We start from the raw sequence: 19,849 nt of genomic DNA, 5'->3' as shown, positions 1-19,849 counted from the left end.
TAATTTGGTCAATGATGTATGTTGTTATGGTTCCACACCACCATGCACTGGTTCCGCCATGCCGGCATCGCTGAAGTCATCTTCGTGTTGCTGCAAGCCACGACCGGCGAAAGCCTCTGGCCAGGTGTGACGAGAGACGATGATGCTCCATATCAGTGATTCACTTTAGCCAGTCCAGGACTGGATACATTGACCCGCTGATCGACCCGCTGATGACCCGCGAGAGGGGAGGACACTTATGGGACGCCTGACCACCCATGTACTGGATACCGCGCTTGGCCGCCCAGGCCAGGGGATTCGTATTGAGCTCTTTCGCATCCTTGGCGACGAACGTCAGCGCCTCGGGGAGACGATGACCAACGATGACGGTCGCTGCGATAGCCCGATCCTCGAAGGCGACGACTTCGTCGAAGGAGAGTACGAACTGCTGTTTCACGCCGGTGACTATCTGCGCGCCCTGGGTGTCGAGGCCTCGGAGCCGCGTTTCCTCGATCGGATTCCCCTGAGATTCGGCGTGGCGGATGCCAGTGAGCACTACCATGTGCCGCTCTTGCTGTCGCCTTATAGCTACTCCACCTACCGCGGCAGCTGAGCGTCATCGAGCACGATCAACCAGGCAGCCATCGATACTGACTGCCTTCCAACAACAACTGAAGTCGGGATAGGGCCATGTCATCGTACCTGTTGGACGTGAGCAATTTTCTGCTGCGCTGGCTGCATGTCATCGCGGCCATCGCCTGGATAGGCGAGTCGATCTACTTTGTCATGCTGGACAACTCGTTGAAGACCCCCAAGGACGAAGAAGACCGCGGCAAGGGTGTGTTCGGCGAAATGTGGGCGGTCCACGGGGGTGGCTTCTACCACAATCAGAAATACGCCACGGCGCCGGCCAAGCTGCCGGACGATCTGCACTGGTCCTTCTGGAAGGCCTACACCACCTGGCTGTCCGGTTTTGCGCTGTTCGTGATTCTGTACATGGCCAACCCCAGTTTCTACCTGGTCAACCCCCAGAGTCCCTGGGAGTGGGCCGCCAATCTGTCCGGCTGGCAGGCCAATGTGGTGGCACTGCTGTTCCTGCTCGGTGGCTGGGTCGTCTACAACGAGATGTGCAAGCGTGTCAGTCCCAACATGGAGCGCGATGGCCTCTTGAGCCTGGGTGTCGCCGTCATGATGGTGGTGGTGGCCTATCTCAGCGTGCATATCTTCGCCGGACGTGCCGCCTTCCTGCTGACCGGTGCCGTCATGGCCACCGCCATGTCCGCCAACGTCTTCTTCTGGATCATTCCGGGTCAGCGCCGCATGGTGAAGGCGATGAAGGCGGGCGAGACCCCCAACCCCCTGGACGGCAAGCGCGGCAAGCAGCGCTCGGTACACAACACCTATTTCACCCTGCCGGTGGTGCTGCTGATGATCAGCAACCACTATTCCTTCGCCTATACCAGCGACTGGGCCTGGGTGATCATGGCGCTTTTGATCTTTGCCGGCGCCCTGATTCGCCAGTACTTCGTGTTGATGCACAGCGGTCAGCACAAGCCGAGCTACCCGGCCGCCGGGGTGGCGCTGATTCTGGTGGCCTTCGCGGTGGGGGCACCGAGCCTGACGACCAGTCCGGCCGCCGACAACGCCAACAGCGGCAGCAGTGCACCGGTTGCATCCGACGCTTCGCCGTTGGCCCAGGTGCATGCCGTCATCCAGGAGCGCTGTGTCAGCTGCCACGCCGCCCAGCCCGCCCACGCCGGATTCACCGCACCGCCCGCCGGTGTGGCGCTTGAAACCGAGGCGCAGGTCGAACAGCAGAAGGCCACGATCCAGCAGGTGGTCGCCAGTGGCTATATGCCGCTTGGCAACCTGACCCAGATGACCGACGAGGAGCGTGCTCTGGTCGCCAACTGGGGCGAATAGAGGGCCAGGATGAGCCGCAGTTGCCCCGGTGAGACGCGGGGAACTGCGGTTCTTTCCTGTCGGTATATCTCGTATACAATGGGGATATATTGCATCCGAGGACAGTGTCGATGAACCAGCGCGTGAAGCCTTCGCCCCCCGCCTCACCGGCCCCCAGACAGGGCAAGAACGGTGACGGCGCCGAGCGTCACGAGGCCATTCATCGCTCGATCAGCGACGCCATCATCGAGCACCGGCTCAAGCCGGGCGCACGTCTGCGCGAGGATGCCCTGTCCGAGGTGTTCGGGGTCAGTCGTACCGGCATTCGCAAGATCCTGCAGCGCCTGGCGCTGGAGCAGCTCGTCACGCTGACGCCACGCCGTGGCGCCAGCGTGACGCGTCCTACCGCTGACGAAGCCAAGGACGTATTCGACGCCCGCCAGATGGTCGAGTGCGGGCTGATGTCGGATATCGCCAGGCGCATCACCCAGGACGACATCGTCACCCTCAAGGACATGGCCCAGCGCGAGCGGGAAGCGTTGCGAAGTGGCGAGCAGAGCGTCGCGATTCGCCTGTCCGCCGACTTCCACACCTATCTGGCCCGGGTCTCCGGCAACCGCACCCTGGCGGATTTCGTCGAGCGCCTGTGTTCGCGCAGTTCGCTGATTCTGGCCGTCTACGGCAACGCCGGGCACCTGGGCTGCGAGTCACATGACCATCAGGATCTGATCCAGTACCTAGAAGACGGCAAGGGCGAGCGCGCCGCCGCCTTCATGGGCCGCCACCTCAAGGCCATCGAGGCCTCGTTGTCGATCGTCGAGGAAGAGGACGAGGCGCCCAACCTGTTCGATATCTTTGCGCCCTGACGCTCACCGCGTCTCTAGAATGCCTGGCTCCGAAACGACAAGGCTCCCGGCGATCGCCGGGAGTCTGGTTGCTGAGAGCTGCTCGAGGACGCTCGGCTGTCGGGCCTGGCCTCAGCTGGCCGTCACCGCCTGCTTGTGCTGGCGCATCAGCGCGTAGTAGATAGCGCCACCGAGTGCTGCCCCCATCATCCAGCCGAAGCCGGCCAGTCCTTGCAGGGCCGGCACCACTACCGTCGCCAGCGAAAAGATCGCGGCCAGCGCAAAGGCCACCACGGCGCGCAGGTTCCAGCCGTTGGTGTAGGTGTAGGCGTCGCCTTCACGGGACGAGAACAACGCCTGGACGTCGAGTCGGCGGCCCTTGATCAGGTAGAAGTCGACCACAATGATGCCGTAGAACGGAGCGACGATGGCACCCACGGCGTTGACGAAGCCGGGCACGCCGATCTGGCTGATCACCGAGACCCACAACGCGCCGACGAAGAACGCCACGCAGGCGGTGATCAGGCCGCCGACCTTGAAGCTGATCACCCGAGGAAAGAGGTTGGCCAGGTCGTAGGCCGGGGGAATGAAGTTGGCCACCAGGTTGATGCCGACGGTGGCGGCGAAGAAGGTGACCGCCGCCAGCAGCGTCAACGGCAAGGCGTCGACCCGTTCGACGATATCGGTGGGGTTGGTCAGGGCCTCGCCGAACAGCACCAGGGTACCGGCGGTGATGATCAGCGCGATAAAGGAGAAGAAGGCGACGTTGAGGGGAAGCCCCAGCAGGTTGCCAAGCTTCATCTGACGTTCGGTTCTGACGAAGCGGGTGAAGTCGCCGAAGTTGATCACCACGGCGGCGAAGTAGGCCACCATGGTACCGACGACGGCAGCGAAGGCGCCGATGCCACCACCGCCTTCCCCGCTGGCCGAGAAGATGGTGCCCACCGCCGGCAGCAGCTCGCTGCCGGCCTGCCACCAGACCACCACCATCAGCGCCACCATGACCACGTAGACCAGTGGCCCCGCCCAGTTGAGGAAGTGCTTGATGCGCTCGATCCCCGACCAGAAGATCGCGATCTGAAACAGCCACACCAGCACGAAGGACAGCCAGGCGACCGGTGACAGACCGAGTATGCCGGCCCCGCCGTCGGTACCGATCAGGGCGGTGATCATCAGGGTGACGGCGGTGGAGGCGAAGTAGGTCTGGACGCCGTACCAGAAGATCCCGACCAGGGCTCGCAACAGCGCCGGCAGGTTGGAGCCGCGCACGCCCAGGCTCGCCCGCACCATGACCGGGAAGGGGATGCCGTAGCGCACGCTGGGGGCACCGGTCAGATTGACCAGAAACATCACGATCACCCCGGCCAGGATGATCGCCGCCATCACCGCCCAGCCGCTCAGGTTGTAGGACAGAAACAGCGACGCGGCCAGGGTGTAGCCGAACAGGCTCTGGATGTCGTTGGACCAGACGTTGAAGATCTCGAAGGCGCCCCAGTTGCGCCGAGCGTGGGGCAGCGGGGCCAGGTCCTCGTTGTACAGGCCCGGATCGACCCGGGAGGTATCGAGGCTTAGATCGTCATGGGACATAAAGGTGTCTCTTTCTTGTTTCTGTTGTTGTTTCAGCCGTCGTGACTATTGATGCAAAGGACGCGCTCAGTCGCGGCCCAGGGCCGCGACCGCCGCCCTGGCCGCCGCACTGACGGCTATCACCAAGGGCACTTCGGTGCTGTCCTGAAGGCGAATGGCGGCATCTGACAAGGGCCCCCCGCCCATGATCACGGCTTCGGCGCCGTCTTCGCCGACCGAGGCCTCGATGGCGTCAGCCAGGGCGGTATCGAGTGCCTGCGGCGAGTCGAGCAAGGCAACCGGATCGCCGGGGGTGACGCGGGTGCCTCTGTACTGATCCTGATAGCCCAGAGCCTCGGCCTTGGCGGCAAAGGACTCGATCAGTGCCGGGTCCGGGGTGATGGTGGCGATACCGAAGGGGCGGCCATCGCGCGCTGCCTCGTGGAAGACCTCTTCGCCGATGCCGAATACTGGAATGTCGACGGCTTCGCGCAGTTGATCAAGTCCGGGATCGCTAAAGGCCGAAACGATAATGGCGCCGGTGGATGGGTCTTCGGCGGCCTGGCGGCCCAGTTCGACTACGCCTTGGCTCGCCGCGACCATATCCTCGGGGGTGGTCAAGAGGCGAGGCGCCGAGGTATTGCTGACCCCGACGACCCGCGCCTTTCCCTGGGTTTCGCGCTCGGCCAGCGCTGCCATGGCTTGGGTGGCGGTATCGCTGGAGTTGGGGTTGATGAGCACGATGGTGCTCAGGGGTGCCGATGCTGGTTTTTCGGCGTTGGCCATCGGCGCAACAGCCATCATCAGGGCGAGCCCGGGAACGGCGACAGCCTGGAGCAGGGAAGGAAGAGAGAGTGTCATCTTGTTGTCCTCGGAATTCGACGAGTGCGAGGCGCCCGACCAACTGGGGTCGGGGCCTCGCCTTGTTCACTGGGTAAAGCGCTGGCAGCCCTTCCAGTAGCGCATCAGCAGCAGGTAGGTGAGGCCCGCCGGGATCAGGCTTGCGTACCAGGACACCGTGGGCATGCTGAAGGCGGCGACGACGCCCACTGCGGTGGCGATGAAGGCGGCCAGATTGACGCCACGGTAAGGGCCGTTCTCGTCGTACAGCTTGTCCAGATCCAGGGTGCGGCGGCGAATCAGGTAATAGTCCACCACCAGTACCGCGAAGATCGGGCCGAGGAAGGAGGAGTAGGTCTGCACGAACACCTGCAGGCCGGCGGCAGACTCGTCCTTGACCAGCTCCCAGGGAAAGGTCGCGAAGGCCAGCAGGCCGACGACCACCGTCGCCTTGCGGAAGCTCATCTTGAAGGTGTCCATCAGCACGTAGGTGGGCGGCACCACGTTGTTGAGCACGTTGGTGGTGACCTGGGCGAAGGCGATGAACAGCAGGGTCGTCATCAGCAGCGGAGTGTTGTCCACGGCGTTGGCGAAGACCTTGATCGGGTCGGCCACGCCGGTGGCCTCGGACACCATGTAGCCGATCAACCCCATGAACAGCGTGCACGGCAGGATCGACATGGCGTAGATGGTGGTCAACAGACCCGGCCCGGTGCCCTTGACGTGCTCGCGGGAGTAGTCGCTGACATTGAGCATCATGGTCGAGTAGATGCCCAGAAACAGCATGGTGGCACCCCAGAAAGGCAGCCCCCATGAGCCTTCCATGGTCAACAGGTTGGCCGAGAGGGCATCGCCGTAGCGGACCACGGTGCTATAGAACATGTAGACCAGCGAGGCCAGGATGAAGGCGCTACCCACGTTCTCCAGCCACTTGATGCCCTGGAAGCCGAGCACCGACAGGCCGATCTGCAGAAACTGAAAGCCGATGAAGAACACGATCAGGTTGTCGTAGCCGAACAGGGTGGCCGACACCAGGTTCAGGGCGCCCGCTCCGATCCAGCTCTGAAAGCCGTACCAGACGATGGCCGGCACCGCCCTGACCAGTCCTGGCAGACGAGTGCCCTGGAAACCGAAGGCGCTGCGCGCCTGGACCATGAAGGGAATGCCGTACTTGTAGCCCGCGGCGCCATTGATGGCCAGGGCGATGCCGATGACGAAACAGCCGATGGCGATGGCCACCGTGGCCTGGATCAGGTTGAGGGTGCCGACCACGCTGGAGCCCATGGTGAAGGTGCCGATCGAGACGCAGCCACCGAACCAGGCCAGCAGGTAGGAGGTGCGCCCCATGATACGGGTCTTCTGGGGGGCCAGCGATTCGTCGCCGACGCTCTTGGTGGTGGCCTCGGCGACGCCCTGGGGCTCGCCTGGCCGGGAAGTGGAAGTGGTCATCTTGGACCTCGCTCGTTGTGGATTGTTATGGGTCAAGCCTTGTCATGCGGTGAGGGGGCAGAGGGAAGGGGTCAGCGGCCGGTGGTCTCCAGATCCAGATGGGACAGATGCTGGAAGGTGCCGCTGAAAGCCTTGGGTCGGGGAAAGGCCAGGTCACCGGTCTTGCAGGTGCCAAGGCCCAGCCCTACCAGTGCCTCGCTCAGCTTCACCGCCGCCGTCACCCCTTCCACCACCGGCAGGCCCACCTCGCGGCTGATGGTTTCGGTCAGGTCGGCCATGCCGCCGCAGCCCAGCACGATGGCGCCGATGCCGTCCTCGTCCCTGGCACGACGGCTCTCCTCGATGATCTTGTCGAGCGCGCAGTCGCTATCGTCTTCAAGGTCCAGCACCGGGATCTCGGCGGCACGCACTCGGCGACACTGGTGACGGAAACCGTACTGGTCGAGCAGGTGCTCGGCGATGATCACGGTGCGTCCCAGGGTGGTCACCACCGAGAAGCGCGTGCTGATCAGGCTGGCCATATGGAAGGCCGCTTCGGCGATGCCGATCACCGGTGCACGGGTGGCTTCTCGCGCCGCCAACAAGCCCGGGTCGCCGAAGCAGGCCACCACGTAGGCATCGACCTGGGCTTCCCTGTCCATGCGCAGGACCTCCTCGACCACGCCCACGGCGCTGATCGCCTCATCGAAATGGCCCTCGATGGAAACCGGGCCACTGACCGGCTGGGAGGCGGTGATGCGCGTGCCTGGCGCGGCGATGGCACTGCCGGCGAGGCGAATCGTCTCGGTCATGCCGGCGGTGGTGTTGGGGTTGATCAGGTGGAGATGCATGCCTGTATCCTTCGTGGACGAGGAATCAATGTCTTTGTACACAAAATAGATCGATATCGGATACGCATCAAGGGCTGAATTGGTCGAACGCGGTTGGCGGGGAAACGCCTTAAAAAACAGTGTATTGAGTATTTTTGTGGTGCGAGGGTCACGATCATGAGGAGTGTGAACTGTAAGTGAATACTGGGTTATCGATATAGTCAGTACAATATAATGGTTATTGTTGTATACAGTTCTTCGTGCATGGACTTCATGCGGCCTGTCGTCATGAACGGTATGGGCAGTGAGGGGAGGGCGTGGGCGTTGCTTCGCGGCGAGTTCTGCGGCGAAGTACGATGTGCCTTTTTCCCCTGGTAGGGGATCGATGAAGGTGTTGCCAAGAAAGTGAGTACAGTCTATTTTTAGTTTGTATACATAATGGCGTGCGGTGACGTCACGCACGGCGCGCGAAGACAGGCGCAAATGCTGCGCCCGGAGGGTAGCGTTCAGCGGAAGTGCCTCGTTGAAACGATCGGCTGAAGCGCGCTGTTCAGGGAGCTCCAGGCGTCGTTGCTCATGTGTCTGGCTAAAAGCGCCTGGTCCCGTGTGCCTGCCACCACGACCCGAGCACCAGGTTCCAGAAACCGTGTTTCAGCTGACCATTCAACCGCAGGCGCCCGGGACCGCAGGTACGCCACCTTGCTCTGTCGCCTATGTACTTGCACGCTCGCACGGCAGTGGTGGCCCCGGCCATCGCCCGACTTTCAGGAGAAGCTACCCATGACAACAACATCCTATCCGCGTGATCTGATCGGCTATGGTCGCACGCCTCCCCATGCCAACTGGCCAGGCAAGGCCAGGATCGCCGTGCAGTTCGTGCTCAACTACGAAGAGGGCGGCGAGAACTGTGTACTCCATGGTGATGCGGGCTCCGAGCAGTTTCTGTCCGAGATCATCGGTGCCGACAGCTATCCCGATCGCCATCTGAGCATGGAGTCGATCTACGAGTACGGCTCCCGTGCCGGGGTCTGGCGAGTGCTGCGGGAATTCGAGCGGCGGGGGCTGCCGTTGACGGTATTCGGAGTCGCCATGGCGCTGGAACGCCACCCTGAACTGGCCCACGCCTTCAAGGAGCTGGGGCACGAGATCGCCTGTCATGGCTATCGCTGGATCCACTACCAGCAGGTCTCGGAGAAGGTCGAGCGGGAGCACATGCGCAAGGCCATCGAGATCTTCGAGCGGCTCTACGGCGAGCGTCCTCAGGGTTGGTACACCGGCCGCGACAGCCCCAACACGCGGCGGCTGATACTCGATGAAGGCGGTTTCCTCTACGACAGCGACTACTACGGCGACGACCTGCCGTTCTGGACCTGCGAGGCCGACAGCCAGGGCCAGCACCATCCGCATCTGGTGGTGCCCTATACCCTGGACAGCAATGACATGCGCTTCGCCGCGCCCCAGGGCTTCAACACTGCCGATCACTTCTTCACCTATCTGCGTGATGCCTTCGATGTGCTCTACGCCGAGGGCGAGGACTCTCCCAAGATGCTGTCGGTGGGCCTGCACTGCCGCTTGATTGGCCGTCCGGGACGTTTTCGCGCCTTGCAGCGCTTTCTCGACCATATCGAGGCCCACGATCGGGTCTGGGTTACCCGGCGGATCGATATTGCCCGCCACTGGGCGGAGCAGTTTCCCGCGCCGACGCCGGCGCCGATCGGCTGACGCAAGCCATCGCCCTGATCTCCCCGAGTGTCGACCGCCTCGGGGAGCCCTTTCTCGCCCGTACTTCAGGAAATACCATGCTCGAATTGACCGCACATCCCCTGACGGCGGAGGCCTTCGCCCCCTTTGGCGAGGTCATCGACGCGCGCAACTCCGCCTCCTTTCCGATCAATGCTGGTCGCACCCAGCGCCACCATGATCTGGTGCCGATCGAGACCCTGGGCGACAACGCGCGGCCGATGATCAGCCTGTTCGTCAGCCAGCCCATCGAGTTGCCGCTGACGCTGTCCTTTCTGGAGCGCCATCCTCTCGGCAGCCAGGCCTTCATGCCGCTGCATGAGGAACGCTTCATCATCGTGGTGGCTCCGGCCGGCGATAGCATCGACCCTGCCGAGGTCCGTGCCTTCGTCACCGACGGCCGCCAGGGCGTCAACTACCGCGCCGGTACCTGGCACGCCATCCAGTCCGTGCTGGAGCGTGAAGGCGAGTTTCTCGTCGTCGATCGCGGTGGTGACGGCAACAATTGCGATGAATACCCCCTCGAGATTCGCGTCACCCTGGGTGAGTGACGAGCCCCGTCGACCGGGCGAAAGACACGGCTTAGCGATACAGCTGCATGGCATATGGGCCAACAACAAGGATTTTTCAATGAGCGCTTCCCAACCGACACGACACTACTATGCGCCCCGCGGTGGGCATCCGGACCAGAAGGTGATGACCACCGACAGGGCGATGTTCACCGAAGCCTTCGCGGTGATCCCCAAGGGCGTCTATCGGGACATCGTCACCAGCAAGCTGCCCCATTGGCACAACACCCGGCTGTGGGTGCTGTCACGGCCGCTGTCGGGCTTCGCCGAAACCTTCTCTCAGTACATCATGGAAGTCGGCCCGGAGGGCGGCAGTGAACGTCCGGAGCCCAACCCTCAGGCGGAAGGCGTGCTGTTTGTTGTCGAGGGTGAGCTTGAGCTGACCCTGGCGGGCCAGGTGCACGTGATGGTGCCCGGCGGCTACGCCTTTATCCCTCCCGGCAGCGACTGGCAGGTGCACAATCGCAGCAAGGAAGCCGTGCGTTTCCACTGGATACGCAAGGCCTACGAACGCGTCGACGGTATCGATCTTCCCGAGCCCATCGTCACCAACGAGAACGATATCGCGCCGACGGTGATGCCGGATTGCAACGAGGTGTGGGCGACCACCCGCTTCGTCGATCCCGACGACATGCGTCACGATATGCATGTGACGGTGGTGACCTTCCAGCCCGGCGGAGTGATTCCCTTCGACGAGACCCATGTCATGGAGCACGGCCTCTATGTGCTCGAGGGCAAGGCGGTGTACCACCTCAACCAGCAGTGGGTCGAGGTCGAGGCGGGAGACTACATGTGGCTGCGCGCCTTCTGCCCGCAGGCATGCTACGCCGGTGGTCCCGGTCCGTTCCGCTACCTGCTGTACAAGGACGTCAATCGGCACATGAAGCTGCCGACGCTGGACTGAGCGACCAGGGCCTCGACCCGGAAAGCGAGCTCGATCGAGGCCCCTGACCCCGCCCCCCTCTCGCCCCTTATAGGGAACCTGCTGCGTGCTGCTCCTGGCGCAGCAGGGTTTCCAGCGCGGGGGCCTCCATCGGGCGGTAGAGCAGGAAGCCCTGCATCAGGGTGACGCCGATCCGCTCGAGGCGAGCCTCCTTGGCGTCCTTGTCCACGCCCTCACAGATGACCTGCAGGCTCAAGTGCCGGCACAACTGGTACACCGATTCGACGACACTGGCCTGGCGGGGCAGGTGGATATTGTCGATCAGCGTCTTGTCCAGCTTGATGAAGTCCACGCCAAGCTGGCTCAGGTAGTTGAAGGAGGAGTACCCGCTGCCGAAGTCATCCAGTGCGAACTGGACGTCCATGGATTGAAACAGCTTGATATCGGAAAGCGTTCGGGGAAGGTCCTCGAGCAGGGCCTGTTCGGTGATCTCGATGCCCAGCGAGTTGACCGGGCAATCGTTGAGCGCATTGAAGAAGCATCGCCGGACGTTGCCGCTGGAAAAGAACAGCGGCGTCACGTTGATGAACAGACGCTTGGAAAACCCTGCCTCATTCCACTGCCGCACATGGTGAGCGGCAGTCCTTATCACCCAGCATTCGATGCCTTCCATGACGCCGGGGTGGTGGCGCAGCACGTCCAGAAACTGCGGGGGATGCAGCAGGCCCTGGGCATCGCGATAGCGCAGCAGAGCCTCGATGTGCTTGATGCGGTGAGTGCTGACGTCGACGATGGGCTGGAAGACCAGTTCGAGCTGGCCTTCGTTCAGCCATTTCAGGGTTCGGTCTGCCTGCTTGATACGACTCCAGCGGCTGACGTTCTCTTCCATCAGCACAATATCCAGGGCGTCATCGCCAAACGCCGAGTCACTTGCATTGCGCGAGGGAAAGACCGGGTATTCGTCCTTGCTGGAGCGCTCGCGGTGAACATAGCGGCGCCACGCCACGCTGTATATCAGCACCCCGCAGCCGATACAGGTCAGTTGCAGCAGCATCGATGGCAGGTAGACGCCGTCGAAGGCCAGGTAGCTCGAGATCAGATAAGGCACCGCCCAGTGGACGCTGTTGGGTGGCGGCGCCACCCAGCCCATGGACATGGCGGCGTAGGCCAGGCTGGCATTGATCGTCGGCACCGAGATAAAGGCCCAGGCCATGCGCAGGTTGAACACCAGCGGTATGCCAAAGACCAGGGTCTCGCTGATGTTGAACAAGGTCAGCGGGGCGGAGATGCGCGCCAGCGACTTGTACTCCCGGCGGGAACTCACCACCAGCATCACCAGCATCAGGCACAACACTGAGCCCGCCCCACCCGGGGTGGCGTAGAGGGTGAAGAACTCAGGCGAGGGCAGCCCCAGCACGTCGCTCTTGTTCTGCAGGTATTCGAACACCCCCAGCATGGTGGCGTAGCCGTGGATGGCGAACAGCGACAGCACCTGCAGAAACATCACGAACAGGATGACCTCCAGGTGATAGGGAATACGGTCCACCAGCAGCGCATAGATGTCCTGGGCGTAGCGATCGGCGAGGGCGACGAAGACAAAGCGCAGCACGATGGCCAGCATTACCGCGATCACGCCAGGCAGCACGTAGCGCAGGTTGAAGGTGATCATCTGGCTCATGACCACGCGCTGGGGATGGCTCCAGGTACTTTCCCGAGCGAATAGCTTGAAGGCGGTGTGGGTCAGCAGAATGGCGGGGTAGATGGCGATGGTCGACCCCAGGCTGCGGGTCTGCTGGCCCACTTCGGCGTAGAGCTGGTCCCAGCCACACAGGATCCAGAACACCGGCAGCGACACCAGCATGACGGCCGGTGCACGGATGCGGTTGTGGCTGTTCAGTGACCAGCTCAACGACAGCAGGATCACTTCGGGAAACAGCTCTCCGAGATAGCGCGCCAGGTGGCTGACATAGACGGCGATGCCGGTGTCGATGCCAGCGAAGTGAAACAGATTGGCGGCCACGGTCACCGCTGCCATCACGATGACGTAGGGCAGGATCGACAGATAGGCGTTGCGAATGGCCAGCAGGGTGCGATGCGCCGACAGGCTGGACAAGCGCTCATCGATATCGCGAAAGTTGGCCATCGTGTCGATCACCGTGGCAGTCGATCTCGAGCGCCCGGTGACGCTTGCGCGCAGGAGAGCGGGGCAGGGGCAAGAGCAAGAGCAAGAGCAAGAGCGTCATTGGCTGGCGCGCCATGAAACGCAGGGCAAGGTTGCCTTCCCGTCTGGTCATCAGAGGTGATTGGGGCGGGTGCCCGCCAATCCGACGGCCTGTCGTGCTTTAGACCGCACAGTTTATCGAGTATAGCCCGTTGCTGTGCGGGTGAGTGTTCCTGTTCCGCTCACTCTTCTTGACGTTTTCTCTGGTTCATCCGCACGGCGCCGTGCTTTCGAATCTTTCCTTGTCCGCGCGACCGCCAGTTGTCGCGCGATTCGCCCGGATGGGCGATGCCCGTTACGGCACATCTCACCGATCACTCGTTGTATCAGGGACTTGTCGACGCAAGTTGGCTGACGCCAATGGGCTAATGGAAAAAATTTCCAAAAATGTTTGCGGGGCGCTTGTCTGGCTGCTAGAAATAATGGAAAGAGATTCCAAAAAAACAGTTTCGTATGATGTTGCGCTGCAAAAAATGTATACAATAATAGACGATTCAGGAGATGCATCATGACTCGCATGACTGCTGCCGACGCCGCTGTTCACGTACTCATCAAGGAAGGTATCGAGGTGGCCTTCGGCGTGCCCGGGGCCGCGATCAACCCCTTCTATTCGTCGATGCGACGCGTCGGCGGGATCGACCATGTGCTGGCGCGCCATGTCGAGGGCGCCTCCCACATGGCTGAAGGCTATACCCGCACCAAGGCCGGCAATATCGGGGTCTGCATCGGCACCTCCGGGCCTGCCGGGACCGACATGATTACCGGGCTCTACTCCGCCAGCGCCGACTCCATACCGATCCTCTGCATCACCGGCCAGGCTCCGGTCAGCAAGCTGCACAAGGAAGACTTCCAGGCGGTGGATATCCAGGCCATCGCCGGGCCCGTGACCAAGTGGGCGATCACCGTGCGGGAGGCGGCCCAGGTGCCGCACGCCTTCCAGCAGGCCTTCCAGATCATGCGTTCCTCGCGTCCGGGGCCGGTGCTGATCGATCTGCCCATCGACGTCCAGTTGACCGAGATCGAGTTCGATGTAGAAGCCTATGAGCCCCTGGCGGCCTACAAGCCGCGGGCCAGCCGTGCCCAGTGCGAAAAGGCCCTGGGTATGCTCAACGAGGCCGAGCGCCCCTTGCTGGTGGCGGGAGGAGGCATCATCAACGCCGACGCCGCCGGCGAGCTTCAGACCCTGGCCGAGCTGCTCGGAGTGCCGGTGATTCCGACCCTGATGGGCTGGGGCGCGGTGCCGGACGATCACCCGCTGATGGCGGGCATGGTGGGGCTGCAGACCTCCCATCGATATGGCAACGCGACCCTGCTCGAGTCGGACTTCGTGATGGGGATCGGCAACCGCTGGGCCAACCGTCACACCGGCAATCTCGAGACCTACACCGAAGGCCGCACCTTCGTGCATATCGATATCGAGCCGACCCAGATCGGGCGCATCTTCGGCCCCGACTACGGCATCGTTTCCGACGCCAAGGCGGCGCTCGAGATGATGGTCGAGGTGGCCCGCGAGTGGCGTGAACAGGGGCGGCTCAAGGATCGCAGCGGCTGGGTCGCGTCCTGCCAGGAGCGCAAGCGCACCATGCTGCGCAAGACCCACTTCGACGATGTGCCGGTGAAGCCCCAGCGGGTCTACGAGGAGATGAACAAGGTCTTCGGCCGCAACGCCCGCTACATCAGCACCATCGGCCTTTCACAGATCGCCGGGGCCCAGTTCCTGCACGTCTATCGGCCACGCCACTGGATCAACTGCGGTCAGGCCGGCCCCCTGGGCTGGACCATTCCTGCCGCCCTCGGTGTCTGCCGGGCGGATCCCGAGGCCGAGGTGGTGGCGCTGTCGGGGGACTATGACTTCCAGTTCATGATCGAGGAGCTGGCGGTTGGGGCGCAGTTCAAGCTGCCCTACGTCCACGTGCTGGTGAACAACGCCTATCTCGGCCTGATTCGCCAGGCCCAGCGCGGCTTCGACATGGACTACTGCGTGCAGCTCGCCTTCGAGAACATCAACTGCGAGGAGATCGACGGCTACGGCGTTGACCATGTGTCGGTGGTGGAGGGCCTGGGCTGCAAGGCGCTCAGGGTCAGCCGGCCCGATGACATTGCGCCGGCGCTGGAGCAGGCCCGCGAGATGGCCCGCCAGCACCGGGTGCCGGTGGTGGTCGAGGTCATCCTCGAGCGGGTCACCAATATCGCCATGGGCACCGACCTGACCGGTATCAACGAGTTCGAGGCGCTGGCCGAGAACCTCGAGGACGCACCGAGTTCCATCGCTGCCTTGACCTGATTCAGCTCTAACTGAGAGCGACGGCCGCCGTGGTCTGGCGGTCGTCGATCGACGAAGTGTCCTACGCGCAACAGGAGATTTTCATGGCCAAGTTTGCCGCCAACCTGAGCATGCTGTTCACCGAAGTGGACTTTCTCGATCGCTTCGAGGCCGCCGCCAAGGCCGGCTTCCAGGGTGTCGAGTACCTTTTTCCCTATGACCACCCCGCCGAGGAGATCAAGGCGTGGCTCGACGCCCATGGCCTGACCCAGGTGCTGCACAACCTGCCGGCCGGCGACTGGGCCGCCGGAGAGCGCGGTATCGCCTGCCACCCGGATCGCGTCGAAGAGTTTCGTGCCGGCGTCGACACCGCGATTGAGTACGCCACCACCCTGGGCTGTGGTCAGGTCAACTGTCTGGCCGGCATCGTGCCCCAGGGCGTCAGTCAGGACGAGGCTCACCGTACGCTGGTCGACAACCTGCGCTACGCCGCCGAACGCCTGGCCGACGCCGGTATCGTGCTGCTGGCCGAGCCGATCAATACCCGTGACATCCCGGGCTTCTTTCTCCATCGCACCGAACAGGCGCTGGCGCTATTCGATGAGGTGGGCAGCGACAATCTGAAGCTGCAGTACGACATCTATCACATGCAGATCATGGAAGGGGATCTGGCGCCGACGATGGAGCGTCATCTCGCACGCATCGCCCACGTGCAGCTGGCGGACAACCCCGGCCGTCACGAGCCGGGCAGTGGCGAGATCCACTATCCCTTCCTGTTCGCCCACCTCGACCGGATCGGCTATCAGGGCTGGATCGGCTGCGAGTACAAGCCGGCCACGACCACCCAGGAAGGTCTGGGCTGGTTCGACCAGGCCAGGGCGTGATCCCGATATTCGTAACCCCCTGAAAGATCAGGCAAGGAGAATCACAATGAGCAAGATCGGTTTTATCGGACTGGGCATCATGGGGCGTCCCATGGCGGGACATCTGCTGGATGCAGGGCATGAGCTGGTCAGCGTCAAGCGCGGCAAGCTCGACGCGACCCTGGCGGAAAAGGGGCTCAGTGAGGTCGCAAGCCCCAGGGCCGTGGCCGAGGCCAGCGAGGTGATCATCACCATGGTCCCTGACACCCCGGATGTCGAAGACGTCCTGTTCGGCGAAGACGGCGTGATCGAAGGGCTCAAGCCCGGCACCCTGGTGATCGACATGAGCTCGATCGCCCCCCTGGCGACCCAGGAATTTGCCCGTCGTATTCACGAGGCCGGAGGCGAGTACGTCGACGCGCCGGTATCCGGCGGCGAGGGCGGGGCCATCAACGCCGCCCTGACGATTATGGTGGGCGCAACAGAAGAAGGCTTCGAGCGTGCACTGCCGCTGTTGGAGGTGATGGGCAAGACCATTACGCATATCGGCGGCCATGGGGCCGGGCAGACCTGCAAGGTGGCCAACCAGATCGTGGTGGCGTTGACCATCGAAGCGGTGTCCGAGGGATTGCTGTTCGCCTCCAAGGCCGGTGCCAACGTGGCCAAGGTGCGTGAGTCGCTGCTGGGTGGTCTGGCCCAGTCGAAGATCCTCGACGTGCACGGCGAGCGGATGATCCAGCGGACCTTCGATCCGGGCTTCCGTATTCGCCTGCATCAGAAGGATCTAAATCTGGCGCTGGAAGGAGCGCGAGGGCTCAATCTGGCGCTGCCGGGTACCGCCAACGCTCAGCAACTGTTTCAGTCCTGTGCCGCCCTGGGTGGCAGCGACTGGGATCACGCCGGTATCGTGCGTGCCCTCGAGGCCCTGGCCGATCACGAAATCGGGCAGTAGACGGGTTCGAGCCCTCGGGCCGGCAAGGTCCGGGGGCCGGGCAGGGAGATGACTGCTCCCTGAACGGCGGGTGTGAGGTCGTCACTCGTCGGGATCGCGCAGGCGATCCTTGCTCGCCGATGGGCCCCCCCCATTTTTCCCATCGGTGAGCTCTTTTTGCTGACAGGCGACGCTTGATGCCAGGCGATGCTGACCTGAGCCCTCTCTGCCTTTCGTCCTGGGCATCTCTGTCGTATCGACGGAAAGAGGGATTGCGATAGCCTCTTGAGCAAGGCAGCCTTGAACAGGTATCACAGCTGGCGAGCCCCGCTATCACGAAAGTTTTGTAGTTTAATTACAGGCCGCGATCAAATTTTCCTGCGCTGGAATTGGCGTGCTCGAATTCCGTGATGATCTTTGTATATCATCAGGTTGCGCCTAACCTTGGCGCATTGTGTAGGTGGTGGCACCAGCATCTTGGCCTTTAGTGGTGGTCGCTATAGCGATCATTTTGTAGTAAAATTACAGGATTCGGATCTGGATGCCATCGAAGTGGCTTCCACCTATCCTGCTTGCGTCATTTTCGAACCAGTCGAGGACAGCATGAGCCAACTCCCGCATACCCCCGTACGTCGTACCAAGATCGTTGCCACCCTCGGGCCCGCCAGTGATCGTGAAGGGGTCCTGGAGGAGATGCTGCGTGCCGGCGTCGACGTGGTTCGCCTCAATTTTTCCCATGGCAGCGCCGACGACCATCGCCGCCGCCTGAACGAGGTCCGGACCATCGCCGATCGACTCGGTCGCAGTGTGGCCGCGCTGGGGGATCTTCAGGGACCCAAGATCCGTATCGCCCGCTTCGCCGAGGGGGCGGTCAATCTGGAAGAAGGCGCTGACTTTGTCATCGATGTGTCGATGGATTCCCAGGCCGGCGACGCCACTCGGGTCGGCTGCGACTACAAGGAACTGGCCGACGACGTGGCCGGTGGTGACCGTCTGTTGCTGGACGATGGCCGCGTTGTGCTGGACGTGGACCGCGTCGACGGCAGCCAGATCCATACCCGTGTGGTGGTCGGCGGCAAGCTGTCCAACAACAAGGGCATCAACAAGCAGGGCGGTGGCCTGTCGGCGCCGGCACTGACCGACAAGGACAAGGAAGACCTCAAGACCGCCATCGATATCGGCGTCGACTATCTGGCCGTGTCCTTTCCGCGTACCGCCGAGGACATGCTGGAGGCGCGTCGCCTGCTGGGCGAGGCCGGCGCCGAGATCGGCCTGGTCGCCAAGCTCGAGCGCGCCGAGGCGGTGGCCTCCGATGAGACCCTGGATGGCATCATCGAGGCCAGTGAGGCGGTGATGGTGGCGCGTGGTGACCTGGGCGTCGAGATCGGTGACGAGAAGCTGATCGGTACCCAGAAGCGCATCATCAAGCATGCCCGCAGCCACAACCGCGCGGTGATCACCGCCACCCAGATGATGGAGTCGATGATCGAGTCGCCGCTGCCCACCCGGGCCGAGGTGTTCGATGTGGCCAACGCGGTGCTGGACGCCACCGACGCGGTGATGCTGTCGGCCGAGACCGCCGCCGGCGACTACCCGGTGGAAACCATCGAAGCCATGGATCGCGTCTGTCTGGGCGCCGAGCGCGAGCGCATCGCCCAGGAGTCCGGGCACCGCATCCACGAAGGCTTCGAGCGCATCGACGAGACCATCGCGCTGTCGGCGATGTACGCCGCCAACCACCTGGAGGGAGTGGCCGCCATCGCCTGCATGACCTCTACCGGTTACACCCCGCTGATCGCCTCGCGCATCCGCTCGGGCCTGCCGATCGTCGGGCTGGCCCACAACCCCATCGCCCAGCGTCGCATGGCGCTGTATCGCGGGGTCATCTCGCTGCCCTTCGACACCAGCGAAATGTCCGCCTCCGAGCTCAACGACCGCGCCCTGGAGCGTCTGGTCAACCACGGTGTGGCCGTGCCGGGGGACCACGTCATCCTGACCCGCGGCGACCACATGAACGCCCACGGCGGCACCAATACCCTGAAGATCCTGGACGTCAACGACGGTCACGTCGCTGGCTGAACCTTCACTCAGCCCGATGCACAGGTTCCGCGCCCGATCCAATGGATCGGGCGCGGTCGTTGTGGGGTGCCACCACTGGTGTATACATATGATGCGCCGAATGTGGTGCAATGGCAGAAAACGTGAGAAGGTCAAGCTTTCCAAGATGATGGGTAGGCAGCAATGAGCAACGCCTGGCAGCAAGAGGTGCTGGCCGAGATCAAGGCCGGGGGACGCATCAGCGATGGGGATATCGTACGCCAGGTTCGCCGAGCCGTGTTGGCCCAGCGGCTGCCGCCGGGCACTCGACTGCCCGAGGTGACGCTGGGCGAGGTGTTCGGCGTGAGTCGTTCGGTGGTGCGCAAGGCGCTGACGCGTCTGGCCTCCGAGTACGTGGTCGACCAGCGCCCCAATCAGGTGGCGCGGGTGCGCTCACCGGACGTCGACGAAACCCGCCAGACCTTTGCCGCCCGGCGTCTGGTGGAAGGTGAGCTGGCGGCGCTGACCGCCGGCACGCTGCCATCGACGGTACTGCTGCAGATCGAGGATCGTGCCGACCGTGAGCGTCAGGCCTTTCTCGCCAATGATGAGCCTTCACGCATCGAACATTCCCTGGCGATCCACCACCTGCTGGCGGAGCATTCTCCCAACCGGGTGCTGGGCACCATGCTCACTGACCTGATCCTGCGCACCTCGATCGTCATCGCGCTGTACAAGCGCCAGGGGCTCGGTAGCTGCTATCTCGAGGGCGATCACCACCGTCTGCTCGAGCACCTGCGCAGTGGCGACGCCACAGCCAGTCGCAACGACATCGAGCATCACCTCGACAGCCTGATGGGCCTTCTCGACCTGGGACCACGGGACAGCCGTATCGACCTCAAGTCGATCCTGGGCGGCGAGGGTTGAGGCGAGACTCCGTTCTTCCTGATTG

At 63.0% G+C, this 19,849-nt stretch carries 16 protein-coding genes; 11 read left to right on the top strand and 5 right to left on the bottom strand.

Annotated elements, in window-relative coordinates; genetic code table 11:
* Positions 1-238: 238 nt before the first annotated feature.
* The 3 genes from uraH to KUV74_RS06850 all read left to right on the top strand — a co-directional run bounded on the left by uraH (position 239) and on the right by KUV74_RS06850 (position 2,747).
* Entirely contained in the window at positions 239-592 is a 354-nt protein-coding gene (gene uraH / locus KUV74_RS06860; protein ID WP_045991737.1) for a hydroxyisourate hydrolase, read from the top strand.
* Positions 593-669: 77 nt separating this feature from the next.
* The gene (locus KUV74_RS06855) at positions 670-1,902 is read left to right on the top strand and encodes a urate hydroxylase PuuD (RefSeq protein WP_222515978.1); all 1,233 of its coding nucleotides are present in this window, start codon (positions 670-672) and stop codon (positions 1,900-1,902) included.
* 110 nt (positions 1,903-2,012) lie between these two features.
* Entirely contained in the window at positions 2,013-2,747 is a 735-nt protein-coding gene (locus KUV74_RS06850; RefSeq protein ID WP_083970245.1) for a GntR family transcriptional regulator, read from the top strand.
* A gap of 111 nt (positions 2,748-2,858) precedes the next feature.
* On the opposite strand, the gene KUV74_RS06845 is transcribed toward KUV74_RS06850, so the two are convergent.
* The 4 genes from KUV74_RS06845 to KUV74_RS06830 form a co-directional block, all read right to left on the bottom strand.
* Positions 2,859-4,313 (bottom strand): NCS1 family nucleobase:cation symporter-1, encoded by a 1,455-nt coding sequence (locus tag KUV74_RS06845; protein WP_222515977.1) that lies wholly within the window; start codon positions 4,311-4,313, stop codon positions 2,859-2,861.
* 66 nt (positions 4,314-4,379) lie between these two features.
* On the bottom strand, positions 4,380-5,153 hold the full coding sequence (locus KUV74_RS06840; protein ID WP_222515976.1) for an aspartate/glutamate racemase family protein: 774 nt from the start codon (positions 5,151-5,153) through the stop codon (positions 4,380-4,382).
* A gap of 66 nt (positions 5,154-5,219) precedes the next feature.
* The gene (locus KUV74_RS06835; RefSeq protein ID WP_108132433.1) at positions 5,220-6,581 is read right to left on the bottom strand and encodes an NCS1 family transporter; all 1,362 of its coding nucleotides are present in this window, start codon (positions 6,579-6,581) and stop codon (positions 5,220-5,222) included.
* A gap of 71 nt (positions 6,582-6,652) precedes the next feature.
* The gene (locus KUV74_RS06830) at positions 6,653-7,411 is read right to left on the bottom strand and encodes an aspartate/glutamate racemase family protein (protein WP_108132434.1); all 759 of its coding nucleotides are present in this window, start codon (positions 7,409-7,411) and stop codon (positions 6,653-6,655) included.
* A gap of 759 nt (positions 7,412-8,170) precedes the next feature.
* On the opposite strand from KUV74_RS06830, the gene puuE reads away from it, so the two are divergent.
* The 3 genes from puuE (at position 8,171) to KUV74_RS06815 (ending at position 10,603) form a co-directional block, all read left to right on the top strand.
* Positions 8,171-9,112 (top strand): allantoinase PuuE, encoded by a 942-nt coding sequence (puuE, locus tag KUV74_RS06825; protein WP_045995184.1) that lies wholly within the window; start codon positions 8,171-8,173, stop codon positions 9,110-9,112.
* A 77-nt stretch (positions 9,113-9,189) separates the two neighbouring features.
* Positions 9,190-9,681, top strand: a complete 492-nt coding sequence (locus KUV74_RS06820) for an ureidoglycolate lyase (RefSeq protein ID WP_045995185.1) — start codon at positions 9,190-9,192, stop codon at positions 9,679-9,681.
* A 79-nt stretch (positions 9,682-9,760) separates the two neighbouring features.
* Entirely contained in the window at positions 9,761-10,603 is an 843-nt protein-coding gene (locus KUV74_RS06815) for a bifunctional allantoicase/(S)-ureidoglycine aminohydrolase (protein ID WP_045995186.1), read from the top strand.
* A gap of 67 nt (positions 10,604-10,670) precedes the next feature.
* Here KUV74_RS06815 and KUV74_RS06810 read toward each other — a convergent pair whose 3' ends face one another.
* Positions 10,671-12,725, bottom strand: a complete 2,055-nt coding sequence (locus KUV74_RS06810; protein WP_222515975.1) for an EAL domain-containing protein — start codon at positions 12,723-12,725, stop codon at positions 10,671-10,673.
* 586 nt (positions 12,726-13,311) lie between these two features.
* On the opposite strand from KUV74_RS06810, the gene gcl reads away from it, so the two are divergent.
* The 5 genes from gcl to KUV74_RS06785 all read left to right on the top strand — a co-directional run bounded on the left by gcl (position 13,312) and on the right by KUV74_RS06785 (position 19,824).
* Positions 13,312-15,087 carry a glyoxylate carboligase gene (gene gcl / locus KUV74_RS06805; RefSeq protein ID WP_222515974.1) on the top strand — a complete coding sequence of 592 codons (1,776 nt, stop codon included), beginning with the start codon at positions 13,312-13,314 and terminating at the stop codon, positions 15,085-15,087.
* An 83-nt stretch (positions 15,088-15,170) separates the two neighbouring features.
* Positions 15,171-15,950: a hydroxypyruvate isomerase gene (gene hyi, locus KUV74_RS06800; RefSeq protein ID WP_222515973.1), complete on the top strand. Its 780-nt coding sequence runs from the start codon at positions 15,171-15,173 to the stop codon at positions 15,948-15,950.
* A gap of 46 nt (positions 15,951-15,996) precedes the next feature.
* Positions 15,997-16,881, top strand: coding sequence for a 2-hydroxy-3-oxopropionate reductase (locus KUV74_RS06795; RefSeq protein ID WP_222515972.1), 885 nt, complete (start codon positions 15,997-15,999; stop codon positions 16,879-16,881).
* A gap of 582 nt (positions 16,882-17,463) precedes the next feature.
* A complete protein-coding gene (pyk, locus tag KUV74_RS06790) occupies positions 17,464-18,939 on the top strand; it encodes a pyruvate kinase (protein WP_045994096.1) in 1,476 nt (491 codons plus the stop codon).
* A 162-nt stretch (positions 18,940-19,101) separates the two neighbouring features.
* A complete protein-coding gene (locus tag KUV74_RS06785; protein ID WP_222515971.1) occupies positions 19,102-19,824 on the top strand; it encodes a GntR family transcriptional regulator in 723 nt (240 codons plus the stop codon).
* Positions 19,825-19,849 lie beyond the last annotated feature (25 nt).

This window comes from Halomonas sp. DP1Y21-3 (assembly GCF_019801245.1).
GTDB classification, from domain to species: Bacteria; Pseudomonadota; Gammaproteobacteria; order Pseudomonadales; family Halomonadaceae; genus Halomonas; species Halomonas litopenaei.
The sequence above is the reverse complement of the archived record's forward strand: the minus strand, read 5'-3'. Positions and strand labels throughout refer to the sequence as shown.